Genomic DNA, 19,903 nt, shown 5'->3' on the forward strand with positions numbered 1-19,903 from the left:
TCTCATCAGGAGCACAGACAGATAGATACGCATATCGCAGGACCAGCACTCATGGCGCAGCCTGACCGGGCGCATCGGGATGTGGGGATGGCTAGGCATCGTGCCGGTTTTGACGGGAACATTCCGCTTTTGTCCGGCCTACCGGCTTTTTGGTTTCTCGACTTGCTGCATCAAAAAATAACCGCGCAAAAAAATGCACAACATCATCCCAGATCGAGACAAAATCTGATCAGGGACTTTGCTTAGGATAGATGCGCACCAAGACGATACGCGGTCCATTCATCTTTTTGACGACGGCATCAAAAAGCTCGAACTCCACTTTCTGACCTTCTGTTGGCAGATCGCCGAGAGTATGCATGATCAAGCCACCTATCGACTCAACCTCTTCGCTATCGAGATCAATACCGAGTGCAATGCCCAGCGTGAATAAAGGTAAGCTGCCTTTACCCATCAGGGTGCCATCATCCAGCGTCACCCAGTCGTTTTCATTTAAACGGAATTCATCACGGATCTGACCGACCAGCGCACCGAGCAGATTGTCGAGCGTCAGAAAACCGAGTGGCTTACTTTCTTTGTAACCGACAATCGCAAAATGCGGCGCGCCCTTGCGGAAGCGGCGAAATAATTCCAGCGCAGGCATGGTCGGCGGAACAAATTCCACCTGACGCAAATGATCGCTTAAATCGTCCAGCGTCTTACCGCTTTGCTGCGCCAAAAATAAATCTTTCAGGTGCAGCATACCCAGCACGGTTTCACCGTCAGCATCGAGATACGGATAGCGGCTGAAGCGGTTGCGGTAGGCGGTTTCCATGTTATCGGCCAGGCTGTGATCCTTGTACATAGCGACCACTTCGCTGAACGGACGCATCAGATCAGACACCTCCAGGTCACCAAAATCCAGCATCTGCGCCATGATGCTCCACTCATCGGGTGTCAGTTTTTTACTGCCATGACTGCCGCGCAAAATCAGCTTGAGTTCATCGGGCGAGTAATGTGCATCGCTGCCATGAGTGGCATCCAGACCTAGCCATTTCAATACTTTGTTCGCACTAAAGTTCAGGGTCCAGATCGCTGGATACATCATCCAGTAGAACGCATATAAGGCTGGAGCCGTCCACAGCGAAACGCGCTCAGGCATACGGATCGCCATCGATTTAGGCGCCAGCTCACCGACGACAATATGCAGAAAGGAAATGACGAAAAAGGCGAAGAAGAAAGAGATACCATGTATCAGCTCTTGCGAGCTCACACCGATAGTCACCAGCAGTGGCTCCAGCAACCGGGCAAACGCCGGCTCACCGATCCACCCCAAGCCCAGCGACGCCAGCGTAATACCCAACTGACACGCAGAAAGATAAGCATCCAGATGTTGATGCACCGTGCCCAGCAAACGTCCGCGCACTCCACCTGTTTTGGCAATACTGCGAACCCGTGTCTGGCGCAATTTCACCAGGCCAAATTCAGCAGCAACAAAAAAACCATTTAATACCACCAACAACAGCGCGGCAATCACCAGCAAAAGGTTATCCAACACACACTTTCTATAAACGAATAAGCCAATACTGTAGTCGAAAAACAGGGCATTTGCATACCGTCTGTGGAACTTCTGGCAATTATCGGAGGTCGGACTAGAGCCAGCCAATCTGTAAAGTGACCATAGGCAAGAGCTTGACCGGGTATGCGCAGGATGCTGAACAGGTATAGTCCGGACTCACCTGCCGGTTTACTGCTCTGCGTAATAGATACGTAATAGCTACGTAATGGCTACGTAATGTTTAGAGATTCCTTAGCAAAAACGCCAATATAGCCGCCACAATCAATGTCAAATTGACATAAAATCGGACAAAGCTCTTTCGTCCGAAGGAACAGGAGAACATATTGTCCATAGATAGCATCCTCAGCCGTATCGCCGAAGCAAGATTGCAAGATCCCGCGTATCGCGACATCCGTTTTTTACGCGAGCTGATTGCCTGCCTGCGCCCTACCCATCCACATAAAATCGCTCAGGCGACCGATAATATTCGTGCCTTGTGTTACGTCTTGCAGCAGCATCCGGCTCAGGCCAGAGAACTGCGCGAATACCTTGCCTGTGTCCTGACCACACGCAAAACGGTCCATCTGCTGACCGATACCGGCATCACTCAAAACATCGGTTTCTGGGCCGCTGCATCTCAACGATTTGCAGAAAAATTCTTGCCACCACTGGTCAATGACGACTACATCAAGGATGTGTTTGGCCTATTGTTTGATCAAAAGATGGATCACCATTGGGTCGGCGGTGTCGCTGATCAAATCTGGCTGGATCTGTTTCAATGCCTGGGATCCAGGGTCAGCAATCCACGTGCTACCTACGCGGTTCTGACCAACGAAGTGTTGAGTGCGATACAGGTTTTATCTTATCGCATCACCACGATCGGGCTTGAAGCTGAACTGGTCAGAAATTATCCGGATATAGAAAAATTCGAATCGCCCTTCCTGCGCCAAAACGACGCCATCAATGATTACGTGACCCAATATAGCAGCTGGCTGATCGATAAAAAAATCAAGCGTGAGGATAGCTTGCAGATTGAGGTTCTGCTGACGCAATGCGAAGAGGTCGTACAAAAAATCCGCAAAGTAGCCGCACTGCAAGGCGTATCCGTCAGCCTGACGCGTCTGCTGTTACGTCTGACACAAAGTATTCGCCGCTTGAGGACGATACTGAGCTTATTAGATTCTCGCAGTACAAATAATGCCAACAAAATCGGCGTCGGCCTGTTAAAAGAACTGGTACTGGCAGACAACAAGAGCAGCAGCATTCGTGACCTGATGCAAACCAATACCGAACTCCTGTCTCTGCAAATGACGGAGCGCGCCGGCAAAAGCGGCGAGCACTACGTCACCAGCAACCGTAGCGAATGGTACGCCATGATGCGCTCTGCGCTCGGAGCGGGATTCATTGTCGGGTTTATGGCAATGATTAAAATTCTGTTCGGCAAACTAATCATGGCACCGTTTGGTTATGCTGTTTTGTACAGTGTGAATTATTCCTTTGGATTCATGCTGGTACATGTTTTGCACATGACGATCGCAACCAAGCAACCCGCGATGACGGCAGCACTGATCGCCAGATCGATTGATCAGGGCAAACAAAAACTCGATGAACTGGTCGAGCTGATCGTCCGGGTTTTGCGTTCACAGTTTATTGCAATCATCGGCAATATCGGCCTGGCGATACCTACAGCCTACGCAATTGCCTGGACCTGGTATGCGATCAATGGTCATCACCTGGTCTCGCCAGATAAAGCACATCATTTGCTGGAGGATATTGATCCCTTTCACAGCCTCGCATTACCGCATGCGGCGATTGCAGGCGTTTGTCTGTTTTTATCGGGACTTATTTCGGGTTACTACGATAACAAGGCGAGTTATTCGAATATTCCGGCACGCCTGCGTCAACTCGTCTGGCTCAAAAAATTATTAGGAGAGCAGCGGCTACAACGCACTACCGACTATATCGGCGACAACCTCGGGGCTTTGGCAGGTAATTTTTTCTTTGGCGTGATGCTGGGCACGATAGGTCAGCTCGGTGTGTTTTTTGGTTTGCCGATTGATATACGGCACATTACTTTTTCGAGCGCGAATTTCGCTTTTTCTCTGGTCGGGCTGGATCATGTGATGTCCTGGCAAGTCGTTGCCACGTCGCTGAGTGGCATTATGCTGATCGGGGTGGTAAATCTGGGAGTCAGTTTTAGCTTGGCGATGATGGTAGCTCTACGCTCTCGACGAGTCAGTTTTGGTCAGGGCAACACCTTGAACAGATTGCTCTGGAAACGCTTCATTACCGGCACCAGAGATTTCTTCCTACCGCCAAAGGATCTGGTCGCTGAGGTGGCGGACATACCAGCAAAATCCACAGAAAGAACGAACGACAAGCCACCCCGCTAAATGGATCTGTCGCAATCACCTTGACTATTGATCAGGACCAATCGCATGGAAATTTTGTATCAGATCGACGCATGGAAAATCGCCATCACTTTATTGATTTTTTTATTCGTCGTGATTGAATTAAGTTATCGGCTAGGTACCCGTAGTGATCCTCTGGCGTATGAAAAATCCAGTTCGGTATTTGCTACCTTGATGGGGGCTGCGTTAGCGCTACTCGGTTTATTGCTTGCCTTTTCATTTGCCATGGCATCAGCCCGATATGATTTACGCAAAAGCGTCATTCTGAAAGAGGCCAACGCAATTGGCACAAGCTATCTGCGCAGTGATTTGCTCGATCCGGCAGTGAAAGACCAAGTCAAAGCCAAACTGAAAGCGTATGCAAAAGTCAGGCTTGCGGCACATCAGACCGGTATCGATGCAAAAAAACAGCAAGACATCAGTCAGCTCACCAGTAAGCTGCAAGACGATATCTGGAGCATCGCCAGCAGTGAATTACGGCGCGAACGGCAAATCCATCATTCCCTCTTTGTGCAAGCACTTAATGACACCATCGACATCAGTGCAGAGCAAAACGATGCCCGTGAAAATCATGTGCCGGAGTCCGTATTCTGGCTGCTCTTTATCTCGGCCTTGCTGACTGCGGCGCTGAGTGGTTATGCCTGCGGTGCCATCGGCAACCGTAATCTGATGGCGACCAGTGTGTTTGCTTTATTGGTAGCTTTGGTCATTTTTTCCATCATTGACCTCGACCGGCCGCAACGTGGCCTGATTACTGTCAATCAACATCCTATGCAAATCCTGCTCAGCAGCATGCATTAACTCACCGGGCCGCCATACAATCACGGCACGCCTGAGAGTCAACCATGACCAGCTCTGGCGCGTTAATCACAAACGATGATCATCTGAATCGGATGGTCATTATCCTCCGCCTCTCTTTTTTGCTCACACCATAAGGGCATCATCCATGCAATTGCACCAGACCGCACTTACCCGCAGCAGCCTCGCATTCGCCATCGCACTGCTTGCCTCGCAAACCGCATTCGCCAACGACTACAGCGCGTTGTTTAAAGCAAAGAAATATGATGAAGTGGAGCGCCTTGCCAGCACAAAGTTGCGTACGGAGCCGAACAATCCTGATGCCTTGCTGGCGAAAATCGACCTGATTTTAATGGAGAATAAAGAGAGTCGCCTGGATGATGCCAGCAAGCTTGCTGAACAATGTATCAGCGCCAATCCAAGCAATTCAGAATGTCAGGAAAGCCTGGGGAAAGTACTCGGTACCAAGGCAATGATGGGTGGCATTATGTCCGCGATCGGTTACGCAACAAAAATCCGTGATGCATTCCAGAAAGCCGTCGAACTGGATCCGAAAAATTTCTCGGCCCGTGACGGACTTTTACAGTTTTACATGCAGGCACCGGGCATCGCTGGTGGCGGCAAGGGTAAAGCGCAAAATTTCATCAACGAAACCGCAAAGATCAGTCCTGCCGCCAGCGCATTGATGCAGGCTAAACTTGATTTATCTGACGAAAAATTCGCACGCGCCGAATCCTCTGCATTATCTGTCAATGTATCGGGATCTGACATGCTCAGCGACATGCAACGCGGTGTATTACAAAACATCGGCGGGCTGTATGTACAACAAAAAAAATATACTGAGGCAACGCGGATTTTTCAAGAGATTCAACAACGGTTTCCGGATAAGGATACCGGTGCTTACGGCATGGCAAGAACCTTGCAGGAACAAGGATTACACAAAGATGCCTTAAGTTATTTTGAAAAAGCGCTCGCCGTTGAAACGCATGCTCACACCTACTACAGGATGGCGCAATGCTGGCAAGCGATCAGCGATAAAGTGAAGGCGATTGCATCATTCGAAAAAGCACTGAACTTCAAACCACAGTTGCAAAAACGCATGAAAGAAGATGCCGAAACACAACTAAAAACCCTGCGCGGCTAAGCCTGTCTTGCCCGCTATATTTTCCGGGCAACATCGTCACGTATCAAGTGCCTGTCACCGATACGTGACAAATTCCGCACTATTCGGACGTTAAGGTCATTTTTGCATCAAAAAATTTGACCTTAGCTTCTGGTCAATACACAATCTCTGTGTCACGAGGGCATCATCATTGCCCAAAAACAAGAAGTCCTGCTAAGAGCCGTTGCCAAGAGACTTTGCGTGAAGCGAGATGGCTCATTTGGGCTTCACTGCATGCCAGTAGGCAAGACGACTCCCGAACTAACTAAATATTGCCAAGCATTAACTAAGTATTCGCACCAGAATGCTCCGGAAGGTTTTACATGGCACGTCATGCCAGACGATTTGCGAGCACCGCCCTAGCTGCTGTATGTATGAGCGGGATGCTTGCTGCATGCGGCCTGAATGCAACAAAACCGGATCAACAACTCTTTCACGAGAGTGCCCCGCAATGGTATGCAAAAGCCCCCGACGCTAACACCGATACCACTACAGCGGTGCCAGCAGAAACGAGCAACTCTCGCTTGGCAGAACTCAGCCACTGGTGGACAAGCTGGAATGACCCCACACTCAGCGCATTACAAACCTATGCACAGCAACATAGCCATACGCTGGCGCAAGCCACTGCACGTATCACGCAAGCGCGTGCGGATGCCAGCGCAGCAGGTGCGGCACTCTGGCCCAGTCTGAATCTGACTGCCAGCGTGACGAATGGCCGTAATCCGCAATTACTGCAAAGTACAAAACAAACGACCTCCATCGCCGGCCTCGACGCGCGCTGGGAAATTGATCTGTTTGGCGCTGTATCGATCGCCCGCAGCGGGATACTGGCACGCCTCAATGCCCGGGAACTCGAATGGCATGATGCAAGAATCAGCCTGGCAGCCGAGGTGGCAAATACTTACATCAACCTGCGTCATTGCGAAGCGCAAACCGGTTTACAGCAGGCAACCCTCCAATCGCAACGGCTCGCGCTGGAATTGATTGCACAAAAAGCCGCTGCTGGCTTTGTCTCACCACTTGATCTGGCACAGCAAAGAGCGGTACTCGCCAGTGCACAAACACAATGGCAACAACAAACGAGCGATTGCACCATCGTGCTAAAAGCGCTGGTCGTATTGACAGCAATGCCAGAGCCAGAACTGAGGGATTTACTGACCCGCTCACATGGTCAATGGTATGGTCAATTACCGCAGGTCCGTAGCTTCACCGTCGCCGCTATCCCGGCAAATGTATTGCTGAAACGTCCTGACTTACGCGCAGCTTTAGAGACACTGATTGCCAGCGCATCGGAAATTGGTGTTGCAGAAGCCAAGCGTTATCCCTCGATTTCACTACTGGGATCAATCAATGTATTTGGCGTACGCGTTGCCGGTCAGACGGTGCGGGATAATAGCTGGTCATTCGGGCCAAGTCTGGATTTGCCCTTGTTTGATGCGGGTAAGCGCAAAGCCGCGGTGGATAGTGCCTCGGCTCGCTATGCAGAAAATCTCTCTGGCTTTCGTCAGCAAAGTTTAGTCGCCGTCAAAGAAGTCGAGGAAGCGCTAGTCCGACTGGAATCAGCGAATCAACTGCTACTGCATTATCAGGCAATCGATACAGCACGGACACAAGCGTTACAAAGTGCAGAAGCCGGTCTGCGAGCGGGCAGTATCAGCACATTGGAAAAAGAAGATGCACTCAGACAGCAGCTCGCCAGTCAACAACAAAAATTGCAATTACAACGCGATCAGGCCAGTGCCTGGATCGCCTTGTATAAAGCGGTTGGTGGTGACTGGTCCGAGGCGGCCGGTTCACCAGACTCGCCCATCGCAAGCAACGTACAAAAATAAGAAAATTCATCCGGAGTCTGCATATGAAGTACGCACTCAAGCATATTAAATTGATCGCCATCGCAAGCGCCGTCTTGCTATTGTCATTGTTTGTCTTCGCCAGAAAAGCGCAGACGGCCGACCAATCCGCTGGCAGCCAAAGTGCCAGAGGCGTCGTCGGACGTCCGTCGCTGAGCGTCACGCTCGCGCCGGTACAAACAGCAAACTGGGCCAGCAGTTTATCTGCCAACGGCAGCATCGCTGCCTGGCAAGAAGCGGTTATCGGCGCGGAACTCAATGGCATCCGTCTGAGTGACATATCGGCGCAGATCGGTGATAAGGTAAAACGCGGCCAGGTACTCGCCCGCTTTTCAACAGACGCGATCAATACGGAGGTCGCACAGCAAGAAGCGCAATTAGCCGAAGCGGAAGCGAATCTCGCAGAAGCTCAGAGCAATGCCCGTCGTGCCATGCAATTAAAAGAAAGCGGCGCCATCAGCATCCAGCAAATCAATCAATATGCCACCTTGAGGAACACCGCATCGGCAAGAGTCTCCGCTGCAAAGGCCGGCCTGCAAGCGGCAAGGCTGCGCCTCAGACAAACTCATGTGGCCGCGCCCGATGACGGCATCATTTCAGCCAGGTCCGCAACAGTCGGCGCGGTCACACAAAGCGGGCAAGAGCTGTTTCGTCTAATACGTCAGGGCAAGCTTGAATGGCGTGCTGAAATGACCGCAGAAGAAAGCAGCCGGATCAGTATCGGACAAAATGTGACGATGAGTGCCAATGATGGCAGCAGCATCAAGGGTAAAGTCCGCATGCTAGCGCCCACGATCGATCCGCAAACGCGTAAAACTCTCGTCTACGTTGACTTGCCCGAAATAGGAAACACTAAAAACATCCGTGCAGGCATGTTTGCCAAAGGAGAGTTTTTGCTAGGTGAAAATAATGCAGCCTCCGTGCCAAGTGCCGCACTGGTATTGCGCGATGGCTATGCCAGCGTCTTCGTCGTTGATGCCTTGAACAGTAATGGCATAGGCAAAGCCCGGCAAGTCCGCGTCACTACAGGCCGGACGCTGGCTGGCCGCACCGAAATCCTGAGCGCTGCCGGTGATGCCTCAGGCGTCAATAAACTGAGCAAAGTCATTGATAGCGGCGCTGGCTTCCTCGCCGATGGTGACACTGTACGCGTCGTCGATGCTGCGACCATGAAGATCAATGACAACCCATCCGCCAGCGGTAAATAAGACATTCTGAAAACATACTGAAGACGCTCAGAAGACGCACAAAAGGAAGTACAGGGATACCGCATGATTAATTTTTCTTCTTGGTCGATCAAGACACCGATACCGGCGCTGTTGCTGTTCATCTTGCTGACGCTGGCAGGTCTGCTCGGCTTTCATGCGATGAAGGTACAGGATTTCCCGGATATCGAATTACCGATGATTACGGTATCGACCGCACTGCCCGGTGCGGCACCGGCACAGATAGAAACCGAGATCACCCGCAAGCTGGAAAATGCTCTCGGTACCCTGCAGGGCGTCAAGCATTTATATTCGACCGTGCAGGATGGCGTATCGCTGACGACGATAGAATTCGTCCTTGAAAAACCGATCATCGAAGCGCTCGACGATGTACGAAATGCCGTCAGCACTGTGCGCGGTGAATTACCTGGCGATGTCAAAGATCCCGTCATCAGCAAGCTTGAGTTCTCAGGCGTACCGTTTCTGGTCTATACCGTCGCCTCATCCAAGCTCGATGAGGAAGCTTTATCCTGGCTGGTCGACAATCAGGTGACCAAGGCATTGATGTCAGTACCAGGTCTGGGCAAAGTCGCCCGCGTCGGTGGCGTGAGTCGTGAAGTGCTAGTCGAATTACATCCCACAGACATGGCAGCACTGAATGTATCCGCCACAGAAATTTCCCGTCAACTATGGCAAGTACAGCGAGATGCATCTGGCGGCAGAGCCGGCGTTGGCAATAAGGAACAGGCTGTCCGTACCATTGCTACCGTCGCCAGTGCCAATGAACTTGCCAATCTCGAACTGAATTTAAGCGACGGTCGTCGCATCCAGCTCAAACAGATTGCGACAGTAAAAGATAGCGTAGCAGAACGCCGCTCCATCGCTCTGCTCGATGGTAAATCCGTAGTCGGATTTGAAGTCACACGAAGCCGTGGTGCTAGCGAAATCACCGTCGCCAAAGGTGTTCGAGAGGCACTCGACAAATTACTGCTATCACATCCCGATCTGAAGCTGGACGAAGCCTACGACATGGTGGAACCGGTTCAGGAATCGTTTAATGGTTCTATGTATTTGCTGTTTGAAGGCGCTCTGCTGGCGGTGCTGGTGGTCTGGTGGTTCTTGCGGGACTGGCGCGCAACGCTGGTCTCTGCGGCGGCCTTGCCGCTGTCGGTTATCCCGACCTTTTTGGGCATGTATCTTTTTGACTTTACGCTTAATACCGTCACACTGCTGTCGCTGGCCCTAGTGGTTGGTATTCTGGTCGATGATGCGATCGTTGAAATTGAAAATATTGTGCGTCATCTTCGCATGGGCAAGACGCCGTATCAGGCCGCGATGGAAGCCGCAGACGAAATAGGATTAGCGGTAATTGCAACCACCTTCACCCTGGTTGCGGTATTTCTGCCAACGGCGTTCATGAGCGGTATCGCCGGTAAATTTTTTAAACAATTTGGCTGGACCGCGGCACTAGCGGTGATTGCCTCGCTGGTCGTTGCACGCTTGTTGACACCGATGATGGCAGCGTATTTTTTAAAACCAATTGTTCACCCCGCCAGTGACAGCAAGCTGATGCAGCGTTATATGCAACTTGCTGACTGGTGTCTGGAACACCGGCTGATGACGTCGATACTGGCAGGTGTGTTTTTCTTTGGCTCGCTGGCATTAGTCCCCTTCTTGCCAACCGGCTTTGTACCACCGGATGACCGCTCACAAACGGTCGTCAAACTCGAGCTGGCGCCAGGGAGTAGTTTCCAGGACACCTTGGCGATTGCCGAGCAAGCCAGAAAATTACTCGAAAAACGTCAAGATATCGTCAAAATCTATACCTCCGTAGGTAGCGGTAGCGCAGGCTCAGATCCGTTTGGGGAAGGCGGTATCAGCTCAGTCAATAAGGCAAATCTGACGCTGACCTTAAGCCCGCGCTCCCAGCGCAGCGAGAGCAAAACCGCGATCGAAGCCCAACTTCGTCAGAGCTTGCAGGTCTTGCCAGGGGTACGCACCAGCATTGGTCTGGGCGGTAGTGGTGAAAAATTCCAGCTGGCGCTGAGCGGTGATAATCCGGAGACGTTGAATAGCGCGGCAGAGGCCGTATTGCGTGATCTGCGCACACTGCCAAACGTCGGTGCGATCAACTCCAGTGCCAGCCTGCTACGTCCCGAGCTTGTGATCCGCCCTGATAGCGCACGCGCTGCCGATCTCGGTATCAGCACGGTCGCGATTGCCGAAACGATCCGTATCGCTACCGTCGGCGATTACGATACCGGTCTGGCGAAACTGAATTTGCCGGAACGGCAGATACCGGTCGTGGTGCGCTTTCCGGTCACTGCGCGATCGGATATTAATCAGCTCGCACAGCTTTCTGTACCAGGTAAAAATACTCACGTTATGCTGGGTCAGGTTGCTGATCTGAGCATGGGCAGCGGCCCTACCCAGATCAGCAGAATGGACCGGTCTCGTAACGTCACATTCAATATCGAATTGAATGATCAGACCTTGGGTGAAGTCAGTGACGCCGTGGATCAGCTAAGTAGTTTAAAAAATCTGCCTGCAGGGGTTACACGCATGGAAATCGGTGATGCCGAAGAAATGAAAACGCTGTTCGCCAGCTTCGGCCTCGCCATGCTCACCGGTGTCCTGTGTATCTACATGGTGCTGGTATTGCTGTTCCATGATTTTATGCAGCCAGTCACGATTCTCGCCGCTCTCCCGCTGTCTATCGGCGGCGCGTTTGTCGCATTGCTGGTGACGCGTAGCGCCTTCTCGATGCCGTCGCTGATCGGACTGATTATGCTCATGGGTATTGCGACGAAAAATTCGATTCTGCTGGTCGAGTACGCCATCGTCGCCCGTCGTAACGGCATGTCACGCCGGGCGGCATTACTCGATGCCGGTCACAAGCGGGCACGCCCTATCGTGATGACAACCATTGCCATGGGTGCCGGTATGCTGCCGATTGCACTCGGTATCGGCATCGACCCCAGCTTCCGCGCACCGATGGCGATTGCGGTGATCGGTGGCCTGATCACATCGACATTATTGTCTTTGCTGGTGGTGCCGGTGGTGTTTACCTATGTCGATGATCTGCTGCAAAAACTCACGTCCCGGTTCAATAAAAAAGTATTGCCCACATCGTAAATCCGCTTGATTCGACGATCCGACAGGCGGGATAGCTAACGCCTGCGTCGTCAATACGCAATCACGTCCCAAACTACGCCAATAAATCGTTTAAACGATTTTTATGTTTTTTAGCACCAAGTTAGTGCCGGTTGCGCACAAATAATGGTCACTGAGATGTCACAAATTTGTGCATCACAACAAAACGTTTGAAATACGCAACAATATTTAACACTTTTTCTTAAATAAAACGCAAACCCTTGACTTGCCTGTTTAGACATCAGTTAATACGCAAACGTTTGCGCAAGCGATTGCGTATTTGGATAAAAAATCCTCTTTAAGTTGCACCAAAGAAGTTAGCTGATCCATCCGCTGTCACAGACTTTCACACAAACGTTGATAACGCCATGCTCTTTATCTGGCCGTCATGAGGTTCCTATGGACCACCACTATGACATCCGGTGCAGCGCTATTTGCAGTGCGTTATGACTACCGCGTTATCACTACCGGTTTCATAGGGTCGGTATCGGTCTGTAGTTCCGGCAAAAGGAACGCAGTCCACAACAAGAAAAGTCTGCTACGGGATCGCTTGCTCTCCCTCATGCAGTATTGGTCTTGTTGCAGTTTTTAGCAGTGAACTTGCTTCAGATTTACCCATGTAGAAACAAAATCAGTCCGGACGATCCCGGATCTATTTATAAATCGCTTTCAGGGAGAAACAATTCATGCAACATCCAACACAAGGTTTAACACAACATCCGGTACGAGGCAGTAAGCTCAAAAAGCTGGCATATCACCTCAGCCTGGTGTGTGCACTCGGACTCGGCGCAGGCAGTACCGCCTACGCGTCAATCGCGGACCATCACGAGTTTGAAGCGACACTGCACGTACCGTTTCGTGCGGATACCGCACTCCGTGCCGGTAACGAATCACGTTATTTCACCATGGAATTCGACTTTCCTCTGCTGCAAAAAGAGCAGTCCGTTACGTGGCGCCTGGAACTGGTCGCACCGGACGGTAAAGTTGTCGACCGCTGGTATGGCGTAGAAAAACTATTGAAACAAACCGTCACCGCCAAAGTCCTGTGGGCTGGCCGCCGCTTCGGCAGCACGAGTATGGTCGATGGCATCTACCAAGTACGTCTGACTGCAACGGCAAACGACACCGCGAAATTACCAGCACTCACCGCGGGTGCCAGCACACCGGAAAAAATTGTCGAAAACGTTCTGCACAAAGGCAAGGAAGAAATTATCACGCAAAGCTGGCCTATGCTGGTCGGCACCAAAGCTGCGCCAGTCATGCCTGCCTTCAGTGCTTTACCGACCAAGGCAAAAGCAGCTCAGGTCGCGGCAGTAAGTACGAGTAATACTGCGCGCAGTGCCAGCGCAACAACGCGCCAATTCTCTGCGGCCGCACCAAGTTCATTGCCATACACAGTCTACTTCGGCAATCTGCACAGCCAGACCAATCATAGCGATGGCGGCGGCGCACTGAGCTCCTGTACCGGCGCACAAAATCCGCAGTCGGCAGCCCTCGGCCCGACGGATGCGTATCAATATGCATTGAATCGCGGTCTGGACTTTTTGATGACCTCGGAACATAACCACATGTACGATGGCTCGGACAGTACCAATGCCTCGGCCAGCCCGGCTACCGCCAAAAATCTGTTCCAATCCGGCCTGGCAGCCGCGACCAGCTTTAACTCATCTCATCCAAACTTCCTCGGTATCTATGGCCTGGAATGGGGTGTGATCAGCAATGGCGGTCACATGAATATTTTCAATACAACGGAATTGCTGGAGTGGGAATACAACAGTAGCAATCAGCTGATTGGCGATACCTACACAGCCAAAAGCGATTACGCCGCCTTGTACACCTTGATGCGCTCACGCGGCTGGATCGGTCAATTCAACCATCCGTCCAGCAGCGGTCAGTTCAATGCGGGCGGAGTTGACCTCGGCTACACAGCGGACGGCGATCAAGCCATGGTCTTGTGCGAAGTGCTGAATACCTCAGCGTTCTCAACCAATACCACCGAAACGGAAACCAGCCGCAGCAGTTACGAAGGTGCCTGTAACAAAGCCCTGGAAGCCGGTTATCACGTGGCCTTCAGCACCGATCAGGATAATCACTGCGCCAACTGGGGTGCGTCTTATACCAACCGTACCGGCGTTCTCTTGCCAAACGGTAGCGCACTCAATAGCGCCAACTTTATTGCTGCCTTAAAAGCCCGTCGTGTGTTTGCGACCATGGATAAAAATTCACAACTTGTCCTGACCGCAAATGGTCATGTCATGGGTGAGCGCTTCTCCAATAGCGGCAGCCTGAACCTGGTCACCAACTTCGCCAGCAGCACAGGCCGCACAGCAGCGACGGTTGCGGTGTACGAAGGTGTACCAGGCCGCAACGGCACGGTCAGTCTCTTGTCCAGTACTGCATCGACGACCATTACGCCATCCGTCGGTGAACATTTTTACTACGCTAAAATTACCCAGGATGACGGTAACATTTTATGGTCAGCACCAGTCTGGGTAACGCAAACGACCGGTAGCGGTGACACGACACCACCGACCGTCAGCGCCAGCGAAACCGGTACGTCCGGCACGATCACCTTGGCTGCTACTGCCACGGATAATGTTGGCGTCAGCAAAGTGGAGTTCTATGTCGATGGCAGCTTAACCGGAACAGCAACCAGCTCACCATATAGCCTGGCGCTGAACTCGGCAACACTGAGCAATGGCTCGCACACACTGGTTGCCAAAGCCTATGATGCGGCAAACAATGTCGGCACCTCCAGCTCAGTCAGCTTCAGTGTCAGCAACGCTACAGCAGATACAACAGCACCGACGGTCAGCGCCTCGGAAAGCGGCAGCAGCGGCACCATCACTTTGTCAGCAACAGCGACAGACAATGTCGGCGTCACCAAGGTCGAGTTCTATGTCGACGGTACTTTAAAAGGTTCCAGCACAAGCTCGCCTTACTCAATGACACTGGCCTCCTCAACGCTGAGCAATGCAACGCACAGCCTGACTGCCAAAGCCTATGATGCGGCAAATAATGTCGGCACCTCCAGCGCCGTCAGCTTCACTGTCAACAACACCACCTCCACGCAACTGATACTCAATGGTGGTTTTGAAAGTGGCGGCACATCATGGACGGCCACCAGCGGCGTCGTCAGCTCCGATACCACGCAAGCATCACATGCAGGAACCTATAAAGCATGGATGAACGGCTACGGCGCGACGCATACGGATTCGATCTATCAGCAAGTAACGATCCCGTCCGCCAGCACATCGGCGACGCTGAGTTTCTGGTTGAAAGTCGTCTCGGATGAAACAACGACAACGCAGGCCTATGACACTTTGCAAGTACAGGTACGTAACAGCAGCAATACCGTACTCGCAACACTGGCGACCTATTCCAATCTGAACAAAGGCAGCACCTATCTGAACAAAACCTTTGATCTGAGCGCCTATAAAGGTCAAACCATCCGCATCTATTTCCTCGGTGTTGAAGGTTCAGTCACCGCAACTTCATTCCTGGTGGATGATGTCAGTCTGATCGCACAGTAATTGCCATGCGCTGATCATCTCATTCAAATAATGGGATGATCAGACACCAGAAAAACAGGACTTACGCAAATATTCAAACCTCTCACTACAGAGACACGGAGACACAGAGACACAAAGAAAAGGCAGGAGTAAGCGATTTCACGAAATATCGATTACATGGTTTTTAGAAAATTCTCAAAACAACTCCGCAAGCGGAGTGCGCCTGTTGGCACGAAATGTCTTGGAAAGCCGCATTCAGCCTGCGGATTCACTATTTGTGGTGGTAAATCACTTATCGTTTTGCGTACACCCTGAAAAAAATAAAAGCCGTCAATGCAAAACGCATTAACGGCTTTTTTATTGATCGTGGCGGCGAAATGACAACGTTAACCTGCTTGCCTCAATACAGGATGTAACCACACAATTTAGCGAAATCCCCGCACCGGAAATTCAGCACTACGCTGTATCCAGTTCTTTGCTGAATACGCGGTGCACCCGTCGGTCACATGCAAGGTATAGGCATGACGTGACACGGGCGAGCGGTTCGGTGCGCTGTAATGCGGCAGCAATCCATGAAAACACACCAGACTACCTGCCTTGACTTCGAGCGGCACGGCAGTGCTGTCATCAGGCCAGGGCATGGCATCCAGTTTCTCCACACTGACCTGATTGCCCTCACGGATGAACCGTTCACGCAAAGGCGTGCGATGACCGCCCGGCTCCGCCCACAGACAACCGTTTTCCAGCGAGGCATCTTCCAGCGCAAACCAAAAAGTTGTCACGCTGACTGGCGTGGTATCGAAATATGTCGCGTCCTGATGCCAGCGCACCTCGCCACCAATCCCGGGCTGCTTAAAGATATACATCGACTGCCAGATCTGCGGCTCTGCCAAGCCGATATCCGTTGCGATCTGTGCGAGTTTTTCATCTCGTGAAAAAGCGATAAATACGGGATCAATATCATGCAAAGCATGTCCGATCTTATTGATCGACAATGCTTTTGCCTGCTTCAGTTCACCGCGCTCGTCAAAGGCCTCTTCTTCAAAAAAACAATGGATCTTGTCCGCAGACTGTAAAAAATAATCGTCGGTCGCCTTCTCCTGTTCCTGTGTCGTAAAAATCGATCTGCTTTTAGACGGATCAAATTCATCGACAATAAGACCCGCACGCTCACGCAATACAGCGATCTCTGACAACGATTTAAAATCAGGCAAAATCAAATAACCGTCTTGGACGAATTGCTCTTTTTGTGCAGCACTTAACATCGTAATTTTTCCTCAATTCCTTAAAGCTCAATGGCATTCGCATCCCGAATGCCAGACCGAGACCCAGACAGTAAAAACCTGCTCATCTTGCCATGATACGGCAACTCAAATAAGGCAAGGTATTCATGCAAGCTTACAGATCCGTCAACAACCCACAATCAGTTCACCAATATAGTCGCTATGTGAACGGGACTATAACTTGCCATGTGGAACAAGCGCTCTATTCATGGCATGCAATTCCTTAAAGGGAGGCAATTTTGTGTAGAATTGAGCGACATCGTCGCGCAATTTTTTTGCTGCGCCTCCCTTATTATAAGAAAGACATCGAGATGAATACAGTCGTCATCAGCGGTACCGGTTTATTTACCCCATCGCTCTCCATCAGCAACGAAGAACTCATCGCTAGCTTCAATGCCTACGTCAACCAATTCAATATCCAAAACGCTGCGGCGATCGCCAGCGGTGAAGTGACTGCGCTCGAAGAATCCAGTGTCGGCTTTATCGAAAAAGCCTCCGGCATCAAATCACGCTTCGTCATCGACAAAGAAGGTGTGCTCGACATCAACCGCATGGTGCCGCGCATCCCGGAACGCAGCGATGATACGCCATCCGTCATGTGCGAGATGGCCGTCGCTGCCGCCACCCAAGCCTTAGAACGCGCAGGCCGCACCGCTGCCGATGTCGATGCAGTGATCTGTGCCGCCAGCAATATGCAGCGCGGCTATCCCGCGATGGCAGTCGAGATTCAACAGGCACTGGGCATCGAGGGCTTTGGCTACGACATCAATGTCGCCTGCTCGTCAGCAACCTTTGGCATCCAGGCCGCCGTCACCGCGATCCAGAGCGGACAAGCACGTGCCGTCCTGGTAGTGAATCCCGAGATCACCAGCGGTCATCTTAACTGGCGTGATCGTGACAGTCATTTCATCTTCGGCGATGCCTGCACGGCGATCTTGCTGGAGCGCGCCGACCTCGCCATCTCCGACAACCAGTTTGATATTGTCGGCATGAAGCTGAAGACGCAATTTTCCAACAACATCCGTAATAACTTCGGTTTCCTGAACCGTGCCGATGAATCCGGCATAGGCAAACCGGATAAATTATTCCGTCAGCAAGGTCGCAAAGTATTCAAAGAAGTCTGCCCGATGGCTGCCGCCACGATCACCGCCACGGTCCAAGATGCCGGCATCCAGATCCCCGAAGTCCAGCGCTTCTGGCTACATCAGGCCAACCTCAATATGAACCTGCTGATCGCCCGCATGATCCTCGGCCGCGACGCAACACCCGAAGAATCCCCGACGATTCTCGACACCTATGCCAACACCTCATCAGCAGGCTCCATCATCGCCTTCCACAAGTATCAGGCTGACTTAGCCAAAGGTGCAGTCGGCGTGATCTGTTCATTCGGCGCAGGCTATTCAATCGGTTGTGTCGTTGTAAAAAAACGCTGAATTTAAAAAGCAGGCATGCCCAACGCGCACTATTCATGCGGGTTTCCAAGGCAATAGGCTGGAAACCCGCATGAATAGTGCGCGTTATGACATGCGAACTTCTAAAATTTTATCGAATATCGACTACAGGGTTTTTAGAAGCTCCCGGAGGCATGCTTGTATGACGCATGCTCTAGTACACCGCACAACCGGCTATATCTCCATCAAACCAAGATTCCGGTCAAAATTTTGCAAGCGGGGCAGGATCGTATCAGTGGTTGCGGCATCCGCACCAAACCAGCGCGCCAGTTCGCCGTAGATCTGATCGGTTGCGGTACTTGGTATCCAAGAGCCCTGCCCTGCATCATCCCTGCCGCCGATCGTCATCTCAGGAAAACGTCCGATCAGACGGCCTCCTTTAACCGCACCGCCGACCACAATATGATGATTGCCCCAGCCATGATCGGTACCGCCACCGTTCGATGTCAGGGTCCGGCCAAAATCGGATGCGGTAAATAGCGTGACATTCTTCGCCAGACCCAGCTCCGTAGTTGCGGCGTAAAACGCGGCGACCGCTGCACTGATCTCATTAAAATTATCGTTCTGCCTTGGTAGCTGATCGTCGCCATGCGTATCGAATCCGCCGATAGAACAGAAGAAACATTGACGTGTCAGACCCAGACTGCCACGCGCGCTGATCAGGCGGGCGATCATACGCAATTGACGTCCGAGGTCGGTATCAGGGAATATCGTGGCAACCTGACTGCTGCTTAAGGCTCCGGTCAGAATACGTTGATTATCAATACTGCGTCCCATCAGATTGAGCCAGGTCTGCTCAAATGGATCGCTGCGTTTTTCGGCTAATACTTCGGAGATCGCTGCGGACAAGGGATCACCGCCATTAGGATTATAAAAATCAAAACCGAAATTACCGGATGAAGAGACGCGGTAGGGCGACAGGTTCCTATCACTGGTTTCCCAGAGATTGCTACCTGTCACGCTGATCGCGCTATAACCGCGGTTGGCGCTGGATTCGGCAACGGTGCGCTCCAGCAGGCGACCGCCCCAGCCGCTGCGGCCAGGCGCATCGACCAGCGCACTTTGCCAGGCTAATTGCTGATCAGAGTGCGAGAACAAATTCGAGGGCAGGGGCACGCTGCGCGCATCCCATTGCGCTTTGCTGGTCGGTACGATCAGCGGCCCGACATTCGCCACTACGGCGGCATGACCATCGTTAAATAATTTTTGTATACCTCCCATTGCAGGATGCAGGCCATAGGTCGCACCACCCGTGTTGGACGGCTTGACCGGCAGCACTGCATTGCGGTCGAGCGCCAGGTTGGGGCGTATTTTCTGATACTGACTGTAGGGTGTCGTGTCGGTCGGTACGATCAGATTATTGCCATCATTACCGCCAAACATAAACAGGCAGACCATCGCGCGATAATCGCTGCCGGTCGTCGACTGGGCGAGCGCCTGCATCTGCGCCCACGGACCTAACGCGGCACCGAGTCCTGTTGCTGCTGCATGGCGGAGAAAGTCGCGTCTTTGCATGATGTCACCTGGTCTCTCTTTATGGATAC

General features: G+C 51.8%; 12 protein-coding genes. 9 read left to right on the forward strand and 3 right to left on the reverse strand.

The features are described from left to right. Positions 1-73: 73 nt before the first annotated feature. On the forward strand, positions 74-181 hold the full coding sequence (locus ACO0K4_RS01110) for a YgaP family membrane protein (protein WP_422955411.1): 108 nt from the start codon (positions 74-76) through the stop codon (positions 179-181). A 48-nt stretch (positions 182-229) separates the two neighbouring features. On the opposite strand, the gene ACO0K4_RS01115 is transcribed toward ACO0K4_RS01110, so the two are convergent. Next, positions 230-1,531 carry a hemolysin family protein gene (locus ACO0K4_RS01115; RefSeq protein WP_422955412.1) on the reverse strand — a complete coding sequence of 434 codons (1,302 nt, stop codon included), beginning with the start codon at positions 1,529-1,531 and terminating at the stop codon, positions 230-232. Positions 1,532-1,878: 347 nt separating this feature from the next. Between ACO0K4_RS01115 and ACO0K4_RS01120 the strand changes: the two genes are divergently transcribed. From ACO0K4_RS01120 to ACO0K4_RS01150, 7 genes are all read left to right on the forward strand, one after another. Continuing rightward, positions 1,879-3,927: a site-specific recombinase gene (locus ACO0K4_RS01120; RefSeq protein ID WP_422954757.1), complete on the forward strand. Its 2,049-nt coding sequence runs from the start codon at positions 1,879-1,881 to the stop codon at positions 3,925-3,927. A gap of 45 nt (positions 3,928-3,972) precedes the next feature. Further along, positions 3,973-4,746 carry a hypothetical protein gene (locus tag ACO0K4_RS01125; protein ID WP_422954758.1) on the forward strand — a complete coding sequence of 258 codons (774 nt, stop codon included), beginning with the start codon at positions 3,973-3,975 and terminating at the stop codon, positions 4,744-4,746. Positions 4,747-4,891: 145 nt separating this feature from the next. Continuing rightward, complete coding sequence (locus ACO0K4_RS01130; protein ID WP_422954759.1) at positions 4,892-5,887, forward strand: tetratricopeptide repeat protein; 996 nt, start codon at positions 4,892-4,894, stop codon at positions 5,885-5,887. 341 nt (positions 5,888-6,228) lie between these two features. Next, complete coding sequence (locus ACO0K4_RS01135; RefSeq protein ID WP_422954760.1) at positions 6,229-7,737, forward strand: efflux transporter outer membrane subunit; 1,509 nt, start codon at positions 6,229-6,231, stop codon at positions 7,735-7,737. A 23-nt stretch (positions 7,738-7,760) separates the two neighbouring features. After that, on the forward strand, positions 7,761-8,963 hold the full coding sequence (locus tag ACO0K4_RS01140; protein ID WP_422954761.1) for an efflux RND transporter periplasmic adaptor subunit: 1,203 nt from the start codon (positions 7,761-7,763) through the stop codon (positions 8,961-8,963). 63 nt (positions 8,964-9,026) lie between these two features. After that, positions 9,027-12,095, forward strand: a complete 3,069-nt coding sequence (locus tag ACO0K4_RS01145) for an efflux RND transporter permease subunit (RefSeq protein WP_422954762.1) — start codon at positions 9,027-9,029, stop codon at positions 12,093-12,095. Between the two features lie 704 nt (positions 12,096-12,799). Next, the gene (locus ACO0K4_RS01150; RefSeq protein WP_422954763.1) at positions 12,800-15,646 is read left to right on the forward strand and encodes an Ig-like domain-containing protein; all 2,847 of its coding nucleotides are present in this window, start codon (positions 12,800-12,802) and stop codon (positions 15,644-15,646) included. Between the two features lie 404 nt (positions 15,647-16,050). Here the strand turns inward: ACO0K4_RS01150 and ACO0K4_RS01155 are convergent, their stop codons facing one another. Further along, positions 16,051-16,890: a phytanoyl-CoA dioxygenase family protein gene (locus ACO0K4_RS01155; protein WP_422954764.1), complete on the reverse strand. Its 840-nt coding sequence runs from the start codon at positions 16,888-16,890 to the stop codon at positions 16,051-16,053. A gap of 329 nt (positions 16,891-17,219) precedes the next feature. On the opposite strand from ACO0K4_RS01155, the gene ACO0K4_RS01160 reads away from it, so the two are divergent. Next, positions 17,220-18,341 (forward strand): beta-ketoacyl-ACP synthase III, encoded by a 1,122-nt coding sequence (locus ACO0K4_RS01160; RefSeq protein ID WP_422954765.1) that lies wholly within the window; start codon positions 17,220-17,222, stop codon positions 18,339-18,341. A 192-nt stretch (positions 18,342-18,533) separates the two neighbouring features. Here ACO0K4_RS01160 and ACO0K4_RS01165 read toward each other — a convergent pair whose 3' ends face one another. Continuing rightward, positions 18,534-19,874, reverse strand: coding sequence for a DUF1501 domain-containing protein (locus ACO0K4_RS01165; RefSeq protein ID WP_422954766.1), 1,341 nt, complete (start codon positions 19,872-19,874; stop codon positions 18,534-18,536). Positions 19,875-19,903 lie beyond the last annotated feature (29 nt).

Source organism: Undibacterium sp. RuTC16W (genome assembly GCF_049339445.1).
Classification (GTDB): Bacteria; Pseudomonadota; Gammaproteobacteria; order Burkholderiales; family Burkholderiaceae_D; genus Undibacterium.

Bases quoted from the DNA above. Each gene is read 5' to 3' on its own strand.
- ACO0K4_RS01130 (WP_422954759.1), top strand. From the start codon at position 4,892: ATGCAATTGCACCAGACCGCACTTACCCGCAGCAGCCTCGCATTCGCC.
- ACO0K4_RS01155 (WP_422954764.1), bottom strand. From the start codon at position 16,890: ATGTTAAGTGCTGCACAAAAAGAGCAATTCGTCCAAGACGGTTATTTG.
- ACO0K4_RS01125 (WP_422954758.1), top strand. From the start codon at position 3,973: ATGGAAATTTTGTATCAGATCGACGCATGGAAAATCGCCATCACTTTA.
- ACO0K4_RS01145 (WP_422954762.1), top strand. From the start codon at position 9,027: ATGATTAATTTTTCTTCTTGGTCGATCAAGACACCGATACCGGCGCTG.
- ACO0K4_RS01165 (WP_422954766.1), bottom strand. From the start codon at position 19,874: ATGCAAAGACGCGACTTTCTCCGCCATGCAGCAGCAACAGGACTCGGT.
- ACO0K4_RS01140 (WP_422954761.1), top strand. From the start codon at position 7,761: ATGAAGTACGCACTCAAGCATATTAAATTGATCGCCATCGCAAGCGCC.
- ACO0K4_RS01135 (WP_422954760.1), top strand. From the start codon at position 6,229: ATGGCACGTCATGCCAGACGATTTGCGAGCACCGCCCTAGCTGCTGTA.
- ACO0K4_RS01150 (WP_422954763.1), top strand. From the start codon at position 12,800: ATGCAACATCCAACACAAGGTTTAACACAACATCCGGTACGAGGCAGT.
- ACO0K4_RS01160 (WP_422954765.1), top strand. From the start codon at position 17,220: ATGAATACAGTCGTCATCAGCGGTACCGGTTTATTTACCCCATCGCTC.